Raw genomic sequence first — 15,142 nt, forward strand, 5'->3', positions numbered from 1 at the left:
CGGTACTGTCACAATCCTGTTGCACCTACACCGTATCCCCGTGCCAAGAGGGATGGCTCGAAGGAGAATCACTCGTGCATACAGTCATGCCGGAATGTGATGCTCGGCCGAACGCCAGCGGGCCTTTGCTCGTCGGCCGGAACGCCGATGCCGTCATAAAAGGCGCATCGCTCGGCCGCATCGGCAATCTCGAAGTGCGGCTCGCCCGCAACGAGGCCGAGATCGCTGCCGCGCAGGAAGTGCGCTACCGGGTGTTCTACGACGAGCTTGGTGCCAGGAAGGACCTGTTCCAGATGCAGGACCGCCGCGATGCCGATCGCTTCGATCCCCTCTGCGATCATCTGCTGGTCTTCGATACTTCGCTTTCCGGCCCCGAGCATCGCCGCATCGTCGGCACCTACCGCCTGCTGCGGCAGGAGATTGCCGCGGCCGCCGGCGGCTTCTATTCCGAAGGTGAATTCGAGCTGACCAAGCTGATCGCGCGGCATCCCGGCCAGCGCTTCCTCGAGCTCGGCCGCTCCTGCGTTCTGCCGGAATACCGCTCGAAGCGCACCATCGAGGCGCTGTGGCAAGGCATCTGGGCCTACATCAACCATTACGGCATCGGCGTGATGACCGGCTGCGCGTCGTTCCACGGCACCGTGCCGGCGGCACATGCGGAGGCGCTGACCTATCTTGCCCACCACTGCCGGACGAATTCATCCTGGGACGTGCGCGCCGTCGCCGGGCGCTATTGTTCCATGGATCTGATGCCGATCGAGGCCGTCAATACCAAGGCGGCGATCGCCGCGATGCCGCCGCTGGTCAAGGGCTATCTGCGCGTCGGCGCGCGCATCGGCGACGGCTGCGTCATCGACCGTGAATTCTCGACGGTCGACGTGTTCGTGGTGATGCCGGTCAAGGAGATCGGCGCCCGCTACGTCAATTATTATGGCGGAGAAGCGCAGCGGTTTGCGGCCTGACACCTTAAATCAGGGAATATCTTCCGGACGCCGGCCAGGCTTGCTTTTGTAGGACGGAAAGGCCCAGCCGAATTTCAGCGCGCCGCCGCGTACGCAGAAAGCCGCCATGAAACCTGCCAGGCCCGACGCAAGCGGCGGCAGTCCGGCGAAATCGCCAAGTGTGTAGAGGCCGGCGCCGGCAAGCGCTGCGGTAACGTAGATCTCCGGTCGCAGGAGCACCGAAGGCTCGCCTGTCAATAGATCGCGCAGAATGCCGCCAAGGGTTGCGGTGAGCATGCCGGTGACGATCGAAACTGCAGGTGACCCGGTGATCGTCAGCCCCTTGGCCGCGCCCATCACCGAAAATGCGGCAAGACCTATGGCGTCGAGCCAGAGCAGCAATTTGTAGCGGGACTCCAAACGATGTGCGCTGAAGAAGACGACGACCGCCACCGCTGCACAGATTAGCACATAGTCGCGGTTTCCCACCCAGAACACGGGCACGTTGAGGATGACGTCGCGAAACGTTCCGCCCCCGATGCCGGCAACGCTAGCCAGAAACAGGTAACCGATAATGTCGAGCTGTTTGCGCGAGGCGGCCAGCGCACCGGTCGCCGCGAAGACGGCGACGCCGGCATAGTCGAGAAGCTCGATCGGGTTCATGGGGTGAATAATGAAATAGCGAGTGGGGAATAGCGAGTGGCTCCTGCGAATCTGGATTGATTCCAGATAAATTAAATGATTGAATTGTTCATTCAATTATTTAAGTGGACGTCTATGTCCCCTCGCCGCTACAGCATGGGTTCCCGGACTGCCGCCTTCGCCAAGACGAGGCAGCGCATTCTCGACGCGACAATCAAGCTGCACACCCAGAACGGCATCTTTGGCACGACTTGGAAGGACATCGCTACGGAAGCCGATGTCGCCGTTGGCACCGTCTACAAGCATTTTCCTACTCTGGATGACCTGGTGCCGGCGTGCGGCGAAGTGCTGATGGAGCGTCTGCGTCCTCCGTCGCCCGAATCGGTGACTGAGATAATCGGCGGGGCGACGCACCCTAAAGAACGGTTGCGCCGGGTCGCCAACGAGCTGTTCGCCTTCTACCACCGTGGCGGACGGCATCTCGAAAGCGACCTGCGCGAGCGCGAGCTTCCAGCCATGCGGGAATGGGAGGAATACCTGCGACACATGGTGGCCGGATTCGTGCGCGAGGCCCTGGCCAACGACGGTCCCGGCGATGATGTCGTGCAGGCAATCAGCTTTCTATTCGACTTTCCGACGTTCAACGCGATGCGGATACGCGGCATGACGGTGGACCTCGCAGTCGAAACGGCAACAGAAATGGCGCTCTGCTGGCTCAAAGGCCAAGGCCGAACGAGCACGTCTTGAGCGAACAGAATGCGGGAGGCGAAACAAAGGTCAGGTAGCAAAGGGAGGAAGTCATGGACACGAATGTCGTTGAAATCACCGAATTTGCATTGAAGCCCGGATTCACCGAGCAGATGTTCCTGCAGACCAGAGATGAAGTGAATGACGAGGTGCGGAAGCTCAAGGGTTTCATCAATCGTCGCCTCCTTAAATCCGAGGGAGGCTGGACGGAGATACTCGAATGGGCGGACATTGACAGCGCCAAGTCGGCTGGCGAGGTCTGGTCCACCCTGCCCGGCATCAAAAACTATTGCTCGATGGTGAATTCCGCCTCGATCAAGGTCGGCTACCATTCTGTGGCGGCTGTGGCTAGCGGCGGAGCTGGCAGGAGCATTCCCCACGCCTTTTGCAGTCACGCCTTGGATGGAGAGGCGCGCTGGTGGCTTGGCTCGCTGGCGGTGATCAAGGCGACAGCAGCCCAGACGGCGGGCCAGTTCACGCTGGTTGAAGTCCTCGAGAGCGAAGGTGAGGCGCCGCTGCACGTCCATCATCGCGAGGACGAGTCATTCCTGGTGATGGAAGGCGAGATCGAGTTCGAGATCGGCGGTAAGGCGATTATGGCTGGACCCGGTTCGTTTCTCTTTGGGCCACGCGATGTGCCGCACCGCTATACGGTCAAGCGTGGGCCGGCCCGGATGCTGTTCCTCTTCACGCCCGGTGGGTTCGAGGAGCTTTTAGAAGCGACCAGTGTGCCTGCCGGAGACAGGCGCATCCCTCCGGACGGCGAAGGAATGCCGGACATGAAGACATTCCCCGACGTGGTCCGCCACTATGGGTGTGAACTGCTGGGCTGAGGGCAGGAAAGCCCTGCACGGCGACCTGTTTGATCGCCCCCTGAACTCGGACAGGTTGGGGGGCGGTCGATCATCCCTCACGCTTTGGTGGCGGTTGCTGCCGAACGGTGCACTATTCCCAGTTCACGCATCCTTCTCAGCCTGCTCGTTGACCGGCCCCGGCTCCACCGGCGCTTCGCTTGCCACATGCTTGGGGCCGCCCTTGGCGACGCCGACCATGGCCGGCCGCAGAACACGCTCGCCGATCGAATAGCCGGGCTGCACGACCTGCACGACCGTATTTGCCGGTACGTCGGGATTGGGCACCTCGAACATGGCCTGGTGGAAATTCGGATCGAATTTCTCGCCCTCGGGCTCGAGCTTCTTCACGCCGTGCCGCTCCAGCGCCGACAGCATGGCGCGCTCGGTGATCTCGACGCCGTCGATCAGCGCCTTGAAGCCGGCATCGCCCGAAGCCTTGGCCTCCTCCGGGATGGCATCCAGCGCACGGCGCAGATTGTCCGACACCGAAAGCATGTCGCGGGCAAAATTGGCAACCGCATAGGCGCGCGCGTCGTGGACGTCGCGGGCAGTGCGGCGGCGCAAATTCTCCATGTCGGCCGCGACGCGCAGTGCGCGATCCTTCAGCTCTTCGTTTTCCTTCAGAAGCCGGACAAGCGCTTCATAGTCGCCGTCGACGCCACCTTCCCTTGGCTCCGCGGCAGCCTCGGTCTTCTCGGCTTCATCGGGCGCGCGTTCGTCTTTTGCCTGGTCGCTCATCGCCGTTTCCCGTCATTTTCGAATGGTGTGGATTTGCGCCCGATATCGAGGTTTAGCGGCCAAAAATCAAGGGGCAAGCGATACTGCAGCCGCTGTCGCCGCTTGATGGCGGACGGCGCAGACCTCTCGATTTTAATTCAAACTTTACCGTACCCGACGGCTTTGCTTGCCGGGACACTACAATGCGGGAACCATTCCTCCCTTGGAAGAGTTTCGAAGCCGACACAGGATTTTGGATGATGCCCCGCAGGAATGGCGAAAAACGCGACGGGCTCGCCGGCGATATCCGGCGCCAGCTCGGCACCGAGGCGACCAAGCGCTTTCTGCGCACCTTGCCGGCCTTCCGCACGGAGTCCGATATTCCCGACCGTCTGAAGGAATTGCTCGACCGCCTGGACGGCGTCGAAGCCAAGGTGGTCGCAGGCGGGCGCCGTCGGTAGGCGCCGTTGCCGGCGACGCGCCCGGCGACTGCGGCCACCAATTCCTCGCCATCGCGCGACATTTACCCGCAGTAACTTTGCGTGATCGCCGCCTTGCGGCAGCGCCCTGCTCCGCCTATGTTTCATAATGAACATGATTTCCCCCGAAGCTGTGGCAAACAGCAAGCGCGCCTGGTTGAAAATCCTGTCGCGCTATAAAAAGCCCGACAGGCGTCGCAGCGCCGTCGAACTCGCCATCACCCTCATTCCTTTCGCCACGCTGTGGGCATTGTCCTCGGCCGCTTATGCCTATGGCCATTGGTGGGGTCTGGTCCTCATCCTTCCGGCCGCCGGCTTTCTGGTGCGGATCTTCATGATCCAGCACGATTGCGGCCACGGCTCCTTTTTTGCCAATCGCTATGCCGACGACTGGATCGGCCGCGTCCTTGGCGTGCTGACGCTGACGCCCTACGATTGCTGGCGCCGCGCCCACGCAACCCATCACGCCAGCGCAGGCAACCTCGACGAGCGCGGCACCGGCGACATCAAGACACTGACCGTCGCTGAATATCGGCAACTGTCATGGCGAGGCCGGCTCGCCTATCGCCTTTATCGCCATCCGCTGGTGATGTTCGGCCTTGGCCCGATATGGATCTTCATTTTCGAGCAGAGACTGCCCTTGGGCATGATGCGGGGCGGTTTCACCCCCTGGGTGTCGTCGATGTCGACCAACCTCGCCATCGCGGTCATCGCCGCGCTGCTCATCTGGTTCGTTGGCCCCGGCGCGTTTCTGGTCGTGCATTTGCCGATCGTCATCCTCGCCGGATCGGCCGGCATCTGGCTGTTTTATGTCCAGCATCAGTTCGAAGAGACGGAGTGGACAAAGGACTCCGAGTGGGAATTCCAGCACGCTGCCCTGCACGGTTCGTCCTATTACGACCTGCCGCCGGTGCTGAACTGGATCACCGGCAATATCGGCGTCCACCACGTGCACCACCTCTCGGCCAAGGTGCCATGCTACCGGCTTCCGGAAGTGCTGAGGGACTATCCGGAGCTGCGTGAGATCGGCCGCGTCACACTCCTCGACAGCCTGCGCTGCGTCAAGCTGGCGCTGTGGGACGAGAGCCGCAGCAAGCTGGTATCGTTCCGCGAAGCGCGGATGGCCGTGTAGACGCACCGCCGCACCTAAAGCGCGTCGCGCTCGACCGGCCTCATGCGACGCGCTTTAGGTTCTTGTTTATGCATGCCGTTATCGCAAAACCGCTGAACACTTTTGCGCGACATGCGTTAGGGGTGCGGCGGGCTCCACATTCCGAACTTAAGCCGCCTGGCGCTGGTCGCGCATCAGGATCTCGCCTTGGCGGATCTCGGTGCCCAGCACTTTCAGGCATTCGCGCATGAACGCGGCAAGGCCCGGCCAGCCCTTGGCCGACACCAGATTGCCGTCGACATGGGCGCCGGTCGGCGTAACATCGATATAGATGCCGCCGGCCAGCGTGACTTCCGGCTCGCAATATTGCAGCGCCGCGACTTCGCGGCCGCGCACCACGCCGTCGACCGCGATCAGGATCTGCACGCCGTGGCAGATGGTGAAGATCGGTTTTCCCGTCTCATGGAAATGCCGCACCAGCGCCTGCACGCGCTTGTCGATGCGGATATATTCCGGCCCGCGCCCGCCCGCCGCGTAGACGGCATCGTAGTCGGCCGGATTGACCTCAGAAAACGTCTTGTTGAGGATGTAGTCGTGGCCGAGCTTTTCCGTATAGGTCTGGTGGCCCTCGAAGTCGTGCAGCGAGGTCTTCAGGATATCGCCGGCCTTCTTGTCGGGGCAAACGACATGGACGGTGTGGCCCACCGCATGCATGGCCTGTTCAAAGACGAAAATCTCGTACTCCTCGCTGAACTCGCCAACGAGCATCAATATCTTCTTGCCAGCCATACCCGGTTCCTCCCTTGTGGCCACATTTATTCGGATCGCGAAATAATGGGCCTATCCTAAGGCGGAGAGGCGCAAAATAAAAGGCTGAATCGGGAATGTGGTCCGACCAGATAGGGCTTCTGGTCCCCTGGAGCGGATCAGCCGGCGCGCACCCGCCGCCAGGAATATTTCGGGCCTTTGGCCTCCGGCTTCACCGCCGGCTGATAGAACAGCGGCAGTCCGCCTGTGCGGCCTTGCTCGAGCCGCTTCAGCAGCACCGGGTGTGATATCTCGAATTCATCGAAGCCGAGGCGCAGCATATGCGGCAGCTGATCGATCAGCACCTGCCCGGTGGCGCGCATAGCGCCTGCAAAATGATAACGGCTGCGCAGCAATTCGCCCTTGGAGAACGAGCGGCCGTCATTGAACGCCGGAAACGCCAGCGCCACCAGCGACAGCTGATCGAGCAGGCCTGCGATCTTTTCGAGCTGATCGCCGGGCTGCAGCAGCACACCGATGCGCTCCTTCGCCGACCGCCGCACCTCCGGATCGAGGCCGAGAAACGCCTGCAACGGCAGGATGAAACGGCCATTGCCGACCAGCGCCTCGGCACTTTCGGCATGAACCCACTCGTCCTCGCGGAACCCATCCGGTGTCCACAGCCTCATGGCGTTTTCGGCTATCAAGTCGCTCATCAAGAAAATTCCCAAGTCCACAATATTCTCAAATTCAAAACACCCCAGGGTGTGTCGAGATTCAGGTCAGGCCGAGCCGAAGCCGACGGCGGGCGCGAAGCGACCAAACTGGGTGGCTTCCGACAACCGGAGCGGAGCGTACTGTTGGGTACGTGAGCACCGGAAGCCGCCGTTTGCAGGCCGGCTGAATATCAACATATCCTAAAGCGAGGCGTCGGTCAGCGACCTTTCCAGCCCCGACAAGTGGATGCCGCATTCGGTCTTGGCGTGCCCGGCCCAGCGGCCGCTGCGCGCGTCGTCGCCCGGCTGCACCGGCTGCGTGCATGGGAAGCAGCCGATCGACAGATAGCCATAGGCGACCAGCGGGTTTTCACGCAGCGCATGTGCGCGCATGTAGCCGGCCTGGTCCGATGTCGTCCAGTGCGCCAGCGGATTGATGCGGATGCGCGAGCCGACCGCCTCGAACACCGGCAGCGCTGCCCGGGTCGCTGCCTGGAAGCGCTTGCGGCCGGTGAACCAGGCGCGGAACGGCTCGACGCCGCGCGCCAGCGGCTCGACCTTGCGGACGTCGCAGCAGGCGTCGGTGTCGGTCTCGTTCAGATTGCCGGTCGGGTCGATCCTTGCCAGCGCCGCCTCGTCGGGCCTGATCACCCGGATATCGCTCAGCCCGAAATCGGCGGCCAGCGCGTCACGATAGCCGAGCGTCTCCTCGAAATGCTTGCCGGTGTCGAGAAAGATCACCGGCAGCGTGCGGTCGATCTCGGCGATCATGTGCAGCAGCACCGCCGAATCCGCGCCGAAGGACGAGACGGCGGCGATTTCGCCGTGAAAGAACTCCCGGGTCGACCGCTCGATGATCTCCAGCGGCTTCAGATGGCCGTAGAGCGCGTCGAGACCCGCCGCTTGGGCGGCAATGCCGGCCTCGACATCGACGATCCGGTCAAGCGGCCTTGGCTTCGCCAGCATAGAGCGCCTCCTTGAACGGCGCGGGACCGACTCGGCGGTAGGCGTCGATGAATCTTTCGTTTCTGTCCAGCCGAAGCCCGAGATAGGTCTCGACGATCTGCTCGATGGCGTCGGTGATCTCTTCTGAACTGAAGCCGCGGCCGATGATCTCGCCGACCGAGGTGTTCTCGTCGGCCGAGCCGCCGAGCGTCACCTGGTAGAGCTCGGCGCCTTTCTTCTCGACGCCGAGGATGCCTATATGGCCGACATGGTGATGGCCGCAGGCATTGATGCAGCCGGAAATCTTCAGCTTCAATTCGCCGATCTCGCGCTGGCGCTCCAGCGAAGCAAAGCGCCGCGAGATTTCCTGCGCCACGGGGATGGAACGCGCCGTTGCCAGCGCGCAATAGTCAAGGCCGGGGCAGGAGATGATGTCGCTGATCAGGTTGGAATTGGCCGTCGCCAGCCCGATATCGACAAGCGCGTCATAGACCGCCTTGAGGTCGGCCCGCGCCACATGCGGCAGGATCAGGTTCTGCTCGTGACTGACGCGCAGCTCGTCGAATGAATATTTTTCGGCAATGTCGGCGACCGCTTCCATCTGGCTGTCGGAGGCATCGCCCGGCGTCTCGCCGATGCCCTTGAGCGAGATGGTCACCGCCGCGTAGTCGGGATGGCGATGGGTGACCACATTCTGGTCCAGCCATTCGGAAAAGCTCTTCGAGTCGAGGCGGGCAAGCTTGACCGCCTCGTCGCCTTCCGGCCGGTCGACAAGCGCCGGCGGCGCGAAATAGGCATCGATGGCGCGGATGTCTTCTTCCGGCAGCCTCAGCTCGGCGTCCTTCAACTCCTGCCATTCGGCCTCGACCTGGCGGGTGATCTCCTCGACGCCGGTCTCATGGACCAGGATCTTGATGCGCGCCTTGAACTTGTTGTCACGACGGCCGTAGAGGTTGTAAACGCGCAGGATCGCCGTGCAGTAGGACAACAGATCCGCTTCGGGCAGGAAATCGCGGATCTTCTTGGCGACCATCGGCGTGCGGCCCTGACCGCCGCCGACATAGACGGCGAAACCGAGCTCGCCGGCAGCGTTCTTCTTCAGATGCAGGCCGATGTCGTGCGTCTGGATGGCGGCGCGGTCGCGCTCGGCGCCGGTCACCGCGATCTTGAATTTTCGCGGCAGGAACGAGAATTCCGGATGCACCGACGACCATTGACGCAGGATTTCGGCATAGGGGCGCGGATCGGCAACCTCGTCAGCGGCGGCGCCGGCGAAGTGGTCGGCGGTGACATTGCGGATGCAATTGCCGCTGGTCTGGATGGCGTGCATCTCGACGCTTGCCAGATCCGCCAGGATCGCCGGGATGTCCGACAGCGCCGGCCAGTTGAACTGGATGTTCTGGCGCGTCGTGAAATGCCCATAACCTTTGTCGTATTTGCGGGCGATGTGGCCAAGCATGCGCAGCTGCTTGCTGTTTAGCGTGCCGTAGGGCACCGCGATGCGCAGCATATAGGCATGCAGCTGCAGATAGACGCCGTTCATCAGCCGCAGCGGCCGGAACTGGTCCTCGGTGATCTCGCCGGCAAGCCGCCGCGCGACCTGATCGCTGAACTCGGCGACGCGGGCCTTGACGAAATCGTGGTCGAACTCATCGTAACGGTACATATTCAGGTCTTTCCGGGCGCGTCCGCCCGTTTCATCAGTGTGTGGTCGTTTACGCCGCGCGGGCTTGCGGACGGGCCTGCTTGCCCAGGTCGTTGCGGGTGGTCGGGCCGGCGGCACGAATCTTTTCACGCAGCCGGACCGCTTCGACCATGCCGTTGGCCACGGTCACGTCTATCAGGTTGACGTCGACCACTTCGTTGTTGGCGGAGGCCTTGGCGCCGATCGCCTCCAGCCGGTCCTCGGCCGCCTTGTCATGGGCGATGTCGGCATGGTCGATGGTCTCGGCCCAGCCGCCATTGGCGTACCAGACGGCTATGCCGTCGGCGAGGCGGTTCGCGGTCAGGACCTTCATTGGTTCACTCCTTGCGCGGCAGCACGGGCCATGCTTTCCTGCCTGTGTGCCGCCAGCGGCTCGGACCGTTCGAAGTTGGCGCCGGCGACGGCGTCGCCAATGATGGTCATCACCGGGCCGCTGAGGTCGGCACGCGCCTCCAGCGACGGCAGGTCGGCGAGCGTGCCGTGGAAGCGGCGGCGGTTGGCAAGGCTGGCATTCTCGACCACGGCGACGGCCGTATCCGGCGACAGGCCGGCTTCGATCAGCCGGCCGGCGACCTCGGCGGCGACCGAGCGCCCCATATAGACGGCGACCGTCGCGCCGGAAATGGCGAGCTTTGCCCAGTCTGGCAGCGAATTTCCCTTGAGGTCGTGGCCGGTGGTGAACACCATGGACGACGACACGCCGCGCAGCGTCAGCGGCAGTTCGAAATCGGCGGCGGCCGCGAAGGCCGCGGTGACGCCCGGAACCACTTCGTAGGCGACGCCGGCATCGCGAAGTGCCGCCATCTCCTCGCCGGCCCGGCCGAACACCAGCGGGTCGCCGGACTTCAGCCGCACGACACGCTTGCCGGCGTGGCCAAGCTCGACCAGCAGCGCATTGATCTCGGCCTGGCTCTTGGAATGGCAGCCCTTGCGCTTGCCGACCGGCAGGCGCTCGGCATCGCGGCGGCCCATGGCGACGATCGCCTCCGGCACCAGCGCGTCATGGACGATCACGTCGGCTTCCATCAGCAGGCGATGGGCGCGCAGCGTCAAAAGGTCCTCGGCGCCTGGACCGGCGCCTACAAGCGCGATATGGCCCGATGCCGGTTCTTTCGAAAGCAGCAGGCCGACGGCCGCATCATGCGCCTGCGAAAGCTCGCCGGCCTCGACAGCGCGGGCCGGCGCGCCGCCAAAGAAATCGCTCCAGAAGCGGCGGCGGGCATTGCCCTTCGGCAGCAGTCTTTCGGCGGTGTCGCGAAACGACGCGGCGAGCGCCGCGAGCGGACCGAGCGAGGGCGCCAGCATGCGGTCGATGCGGCTACGCAGCATCTGCGCCAGCACCGGGCCGGCACCTTCCGTGCCGATGGCAATGGCGACCGGCGCGCGGTTGACCAGTGCCGGCGTGAAGAAATCGCATAGCTCCGGCCGGTCGACGGCATTGACCGGAATGCCCAGCCGGCGCGCATCCCCGGCAACGCGGCGATCGAGGGCCTCGTCGCCGCTGGCGGCAAACACCATCACCGCGCCATTGAGATGTGCTGCATCATAGGCGTCGGCGATGTGGGCGGCCCGCGTCTCGGCGATAAAGGCCAGCAGCTCCGGGCTTGTTTCATCGCTGACGATGCGCAGCACAGCGCTCGACTGCGCGAGCAGCCGCGCCTTGGCCAGCGCTTCCTCTGCGCCGCCGACGATGGCTATGGCTTCGCCCTTGACCCGCATGAAGACGGGAAAGGCATTGAGCTTGGGCGTGGCTTGCGGCATGACGAGCGGAATCCTGGAACCGTTTGTCAGTTCTACGCGGGGGCGCGAAAAACCAGAAGGCACCCACTCGCGCATCGCTTCGTAGCAGGCAATCTCTTTTCTGCAAGCATGAAGGCCAAGAGAAAAATATTCCACATTCAAATGCGGAGCAGATTGAAGCTGCTGTTGCAGCCCTTGATCCGCTGCCTTTTTAGCGACCGGAGGAGCTAACCACAAAACAGATTTTTCTAAATTCTATCAATTTAGTAGATTAAGCCGCCAGATGCTGACCGAGCGATCGACGGCAGCCCCGCGCTCTCGCCGACCCCCTGTCGGAGCACCGGGTCCGAGTGCCGGAACATTCCCGCCTCGGCACGCGTTTGCCCTATGGACCCAGGCCCGGTCACACCTCTGCGGCAAAGGCCCGGCGATGGGTTCGAAAAAACAAAAAAGGAGCGCCCCATGAGCAACGTCAGACTGAAACGCGGACTGTGGATCGTGGTGGCAGATGGCGAAAAGGCGCTGTTCCTCGAGAACCGTGGAGACGTCCAATATCCCGACCTTCAGGTCGTGCACGAGATGGAGCAGGAAAATCCGGCAACCCGAGAACAAGGCACGGACCGCCCCGGCCGCTACAGCGACGGCCCTTCCGTCCACCGCAGTGCGGTCGAGGACACCGACTGGCACCGTCTCGGCAAGGAGCGTTTTGCCGAAGAGATTGCCGACAGGCTCTACAAGCTCGCGCATCGCGGCAGCTTCAAGGAGATCGTGCTGATCGCGCCGCCGCCGGTGCTGGGCGACATGCGCAGGAAGCTGCACAAGGAGGTCACCGACAAGATAACGGCCGAAATTCCAAAGACGCTGACCAACCACAGCATACCCGATATCGAGAGCCTGCTGCAGGCGACCTGATCGGCATCGGCGGCGCGCAACTTTCGTTTCCGTAGCAAGCGCCTGCTTGGAGCAGGCCGCGCCGGGTGGCAACGCTTGCCGGCTCTCCGTCTTTTGCTGCTTTGTCATCGATTTCATGAGGAATGCGGGGTTGTCTCGCGACTGTCGCAGCCTCCATACTGCCACGGCGGCGGCTTTTGGACGGCGCATGTCCGACATCGCGATTCCTGAAGGCGCTCCATAGACAATGCCGCATGACACGCCCCTTATCGCCACCATCGTCGCCGGTCTGGGGCTGGCTTTCGTCTTCGGCGCACTTGCCAACCGTTTTCGCGTGCCGCCGCTGGTAGGCTATCTCATCGCCGGCGTTCTGGTTGGACCGAACACGCCGGGTTTCGTCGCCGATGCCGGCCTCGCCAATGAACTTGCCGAGATCGGCGTCATCCTGCTGATGTTCGGCGTCGGCCTGCATTTCTCGCTGAGGGACCTGTTGTCGGTCCGCGCCATCGCCGTGTCCGGCGCCATTGTGCAGATCGGCTTCGCGACAGCCCTCGGCGCCGGCCTTGCCTGGATGCTCGGATGGTCGATCGGTGCGGGACTGGTCTTGGCCTGGCGCTTTCCGTGGCCTCGACCGTGGTGCTGTTGCGCGCCCAGGAGCGGCGGCTGATCGAGACCGAGCGCGGCCGCATCGCCGTCGGCTGGCTGATCGTCGAAGGCGCGCGCAGAAATCTTCCAAGGAAAAATCGTGAAAAAGCCGGTTGGTGACGCCGGACTTGTACGGCCCGCGTCTAAAAAATAGAACGGTTGATAATAGGAAGGGGAACCAAAGAAGCGTAGCCTCATGGACTTTAACTCTGTTAGGAAGAGGTAGTATTTTCCGCGGGAGGGGATAATGACTACTTATGAGATCATTGTGACTGATGTAACTCGCTATGGTACGCTCTACTGCGTCGCTGGCTGGGATCGGATCAGAGGCGGCATGATCCGACCCGAACCATCCGGTGCTATCGCCGCGAATGAGCCTTCAAGGTTTTGGGACGGGCAACATGCGGGACCTAATAGAACGTTTGCGGTAGGCAATATCGTAAGGTTTGACGCAAACGCGCCAGCTGCCAATTTTCAATTCCCACATGCGACGGAAGACCGAATTTTAGTCGCAGGACAACCAATTATGTTGGTGGGGCAACAAACGGTGGCCCAAACCGCTCAAGCCGTAGCAGGAGGAATATCGCCGACGCTCGAAGCCGCCTTTAACAACGGCTTGATAAGGGCCGCGTCCAATAAGGCGCACGTACCCATCGGTTACAACGGGCGGTCCCTAGGAGCGATTGAAATAGCACCTAACCAAATTCAGTTTTATGTCCAGTCGTTTGATCCTGCAAAGCCGCAGCTGCGATCTAGGATTACCGTTGGAAACAACCTGTATGATCTTTCAGTGCCTGCTGACGCCGCCAAAAGCCGCTGGCAGGGTCAAGGCTTAGCCGGTTTGCAAGCCGATGCTCAGGCCAGCATGCGCATTCATGTGCGGGTTGGATTGTCACGGCCTTTCGCAGCGATGCCAAACTCGTGCTATTCACAGGTCAATGGCCTATATTTCCTGTAAGAGTCTGGTGCCTGTGCGGGAACGGCACCGGCTGAATCCATTCGGTAATGTGAAGGCATCTGAAAAAGAAGCGATCTGATGACTGACCAACTAGAGGTGCTTACGATTGGGCATTCGACACTGACTTATGAGCGGCTGCTTCACCTATTGCGGCAAGCGTCGGTAACGGCGGTTGCCGACGTGAGGTCTGCGCCGTACTCTCGCCATTTCCCTCACTTTAATCGTGACTCTCTTAGAAAAGAGTTGGCTCTGGACCAGATAGAATACAGGTTCGTGGGCGAAGCGCTCGGAGGTAGACCGACAAATACAGGATTCTTTTGTGAAGGCGTTGCTGACTATGAGAAGATGGCAAAAGCGCCGAACTTTGAACGGGGATTAGCGCTCATAGCTGAAGGGGCAAAGAAGCATCGCATTGCGATGATGTGCTCGGAGCATGATCCGCTTGATTGCCACCGATGCTTGCTGGTTGGCCGAGCATTGAACGACCGAGGCTTAGCCGTCAGACACATCCTTTCCAACGGACAAATTATCGGCCAATCCGATATTGAATCCAAGTTGCTGGAACTCGCAGGAGCGACAGATGACGATCTTTTTGATCCGAGCCACAAACGACTCGCGTTCGCGTACAGGCAAAGGGCTATGAAGGTTGCATATGTTGATACAAAGCTAGTCTCAGGGAAATCCTTGGCTGCGGAGTAATATATTGGATAATATAGAAGTCTCGACGATCGGTTTTACAAAATCGACAGCGAAAAATTTCTTCGAAAGATTGAAAAAATCCGGTATAAAGAAGGTAATTGACGTACGCCTTCATAATACATCACAGCTTTCTGGGTTTGCGAAGGCAGATGATCTTTCATATTTTTTGAAAGAAGTTTGTCATGCCGAATATGTTCATGTACCGATGCTGGCACCAACCGACAACATACTCAAAGCCTACAAGAAAGATAAGGGTGATTGGTCTGAATATGAGAGATTATTTCTGAAACTCATATCAGAAAGACAGATTGAAAAACGCCTTAAGCCGGACCTGTTTCATGGGACATGTCTCCTGTGCTCCGAGGCCACTCCGCATCATTGCCACCGCAGATTGGTTTGCGAATACTTGAATGAGAAATGGGGCGGCTCGCTAACCGTTCGCCATCTATAGTGGCGCTGTCGAAGCGCCTTGATTAGAAGCGTCGGACGTTCAGTTTGAATCGCGAGGGATTCCAGTGAGGCGTGGTTCATGATTCACTTCCTGTAGGAGGTGATTTGCCATGCCCAAGCCCTATTCGCTCGATTTGCGTGAACGTGTTGTGCGG

Annotated in this window: 17 protein-coding genes and 1 pseudogene; 10 read left to right on the top strand and 8 right to left on the bottom strand. The window is 61.2% G+C overall.

All coding sequences use genetic code 11. The features are described from left to right. Window positions 1–86: 86 nt before the first annotated feature. Window positions 87–962 (top strand): l-ornithine N(alpha)-acyltransferase, encoded by an 876-nt coding sequence (olsB, locus tag NKH16_RS05545; protein ID WP_023675251.1) that lies wholly within the window; start codon window positions 87–89, stop codon window positions 960–962. Between the two features lie 9 nt (window positions 963–971). Here the strand turns inward: olsB and NKH16_RS05550 are convergent, their stop codons facing one another. Then, entirely contained in the window at window positions 972–1,604 is a 633-nt protein-coding gene (locus NKH16_RS05550) for a trimeric intracellular cation channel family protein (RefSeq protein WP_352448334.1), read from the bottom strand. 75 nt (window positions 1,605–1,679) lie between these two features. On the opposite strand from NKH16_RS05550, the gene NKH16_RS05555 reads away from it, so the two are divergent. Together NKH16_RS05555 and NKH16_RS05560 are read left to right on the top strand one after the other, a co-directional pair. Further along, complete coding sequence (locus tag NKH16_RS05555) at window positions 1,680–2,330, top strand: TetR/AcrR family transcriptional regulator (RefSeq protein ID WP_352448335.1); 651 nt, start codon at window positions 1,680–1,682, stop codon at window positions 2,328–2,330. Between the two features lie 53 nt (window positions 2,331–2,383). Beyond that, window positions 2,384–3,163, top strand: coding sequence for a cupin domain-containing protein (locus NKH16_RS05560; protein WP_352448336.1), 780 nt, complete (start codon window positions 2,384–2,386; stop codon window positions 3,161–3,163). A 123-nt stretch (window positions 3,164–3,286) separates the two neighbouring features. Here the strand turns inward: NKH16_RS05560 and grpE are convergent, their stop codons facing one another. Next, on the bottom strand, window positions 3,287–3,922 hold the full coding sequence (gene grpE, locus NKH16_RS05565; protein WP_023675250.1) for a nucleotide exchange factor GrpE: 636 nt from the start codon (window positions 3,920–3,922) through the stop codon (window positions 3,287–3,289). Between the two features lie 239 nt (window positions 3,923–4,161). Between grpE and NKH16_RS05570 the strand changes: the two genes are divergently transcribed. Both NKH16_RS05570 and NKH16_RS05575 read left to right on the top strand, forming a co-directional pair. Beyond that, window positions 4,162–4,362, top strand: a complete 201-nt coding sequence (locus NKH16_RS05570; RefSeq protein ID WP_502894801.1) for a hypothetical protein — start codon at window positions 4,162–4,164, stop codon at window positions 4,360–4,362. Window positions 4,363–4,489: 127 nt separating this feature from the next. Further along, on the top strand, window positions 4,490–5,512 hold the full coding sequence (locus NKH16_RS05575; protein ID WP_352469420.1) for a fatty acid desaturase: 1,023 nt from the start codon (window positions 4,490–4,492) through the stop codon (window positions 5,510–5,512). 147 nt (window positions 5,513–5,659) lie between these two features. On the opposite strand, the gene NKH16_RS05580 is transcribed toward NKH16_RS05575, so the two are convergent. From NKH16_RS05580 to cysG, 6 genes are all read right to left on the bottom strand, one after another. Further along, a complete protein-coding gene (locus NKH16_RS05580; protein ID WP_352703057.1) occupies window positions 5,660–6,280 on the bottom strand; it encodes a DJ-1/PfpI family protein in 621 nt (206 codons plus the stop codon). 137 nt (window positions 6,281–6,417) lie between these two features. After that, complete coding sequence (locus NKH16_RS05585; protein WP_352742213.1) at window positions 6,418–6,954, bottom strand: DUF934 domain-containing protein; 537 nt, start codon at window positions 6,952–6,954, stop codon at window positions 6,418–6,420. A 201-nt stretch (window positions 6,955–7,155) separates the two neighbouring features. After that, window positions 7,156–7,920 carry a phosphoadenylyl-sulfate reductase gene (locus NKH16_RS05590; protein WP_352898607.1) on the bottom strand — a complete coding sequence of 255 codons (765 nt, stop codon included), beginning with the start codon at window positions 7,918–7,920 and terminating at the stop codon, window positions 7,156–7,158. Further along, complete coding sequence (locus NKH16_RS05595) at window positions 7,895–9,565, bottom strand: nitrite/sulfite reductase (RefSeq protein ID WP_023675244.1); 1,671 nt, start codon at window positions 9,563–9,565, stop codon at window positions 7,895–7,897. The genes NKH16_RS05590 and NKH16_RS05595 overlap by 26 nt, the downstream gene beginning before the upstream one ends. Before the next feature lie 49 nt (window positions 9,566–9,614). Next, on the bottom strand, window positions 9,615–9,917 hold the full coding sequence (locus NKH16_RS05600; protein WP_352742214.1) for a DUF2849 domain-containing protein: 303 nt from the start codon (window positions 9,915–9,917) through the stop codon (window positions 9,615–9,617). Then, window positions 9,914–11,365, bottom strand: a complete 1,452-nt coding sequence (gene cysG / locus NKH16_RS05605) for a siroheme synthase CysG (protein ID WP_352742216.1) — start codon at window positions 11,363–11,365, stop codon at window positions 9,914–9,916. The genes NKH16_RS05600 and cysG overlap by 4 nt, the downstream gene beginning before the upstream one ends. A gap of 441 nt (window positions 11,366–11,806) precedes the next feature. On the opposite strand from cysG, the gene NKH16_RS05610 reads away from it, so the two are divergent. The 5 genes and pseudogenes from NKH16_RS05610 to NKH16_RS05630 all read left to right on the top strand — a co-directional run bounded on the left by NKH16_RS05610 (window position 11,807) and on the right by NKH16_RS05630 (window position 14,988). Next, window positions 11,807–12,256: a baeRF12 domain-containing protein gene (locus NKH16_RS05610; RefSeq protein ID WP_352448343.1), complete on the top strand. Its 450-nt coding sequence runs from the start codon at window positions 11,807–11,809 to the stop codon at window positions 12,254–12,256. Between the two features lie 226 nt (window positions 12,257–12,482). After that, a pseudogene (locus tag NKH16_RS05615) lies at window positions 12,483–12,949 on the top strand (cation:proton antiporter domain-containing protein); the annotation flags it as partial. A gap of 178 nt (window positions 12,950–13,127) precedes the next feature. Then, window positions 13,128–13,838, top strand: a complete 711-nt coding sequence (locus tag NKH16_RS05620) for a dual OB domain-containing protein (RefSeq protein WP_352742218.1) — start codon at window positions 13,128–13,130, stop codon at window positions 13,836–13,838. Between the two features lie 78 nt (window positions 13,839–13,916). After that, window positions 13,917–14,537: a DUF488 domain-containing protein gene (locus NKH16_RS05625; RefSeq protein WP_352742220.1), complete on the top strand. Its 621-nt coding sequence runs from the start codon at window positions 13,917–13,919 to the stop codon at window positions 14,535–14,537. A 4-nt stretch (window positions 14,538–14,541) separates the two neighbouring features. After that, the gene (locus NKH16_RS05630; RefSeq protein WP_352742222.1) at window positions 14,542–14,988 is read left to right on the top strand and encodes a DUF488 domain-containing protein; all 447 of its coding nucleotides are present in this window, start codon (window positions 14,542–14,544) and stop codon (window positions 14,986–14,988) included. Window positions 14,989–15,142 lie beyond the last annotated feature (154 nt).

The organism is Mesorhizobium sp. M1307 (assembly GCF_040318155.1).
Classification (GTDB): domain Bacteria; phylum Pseudomonadota; class Alphaproteobacteria; order Rhizobiales; family Rhizobiaceae; genus Mesorhizobium.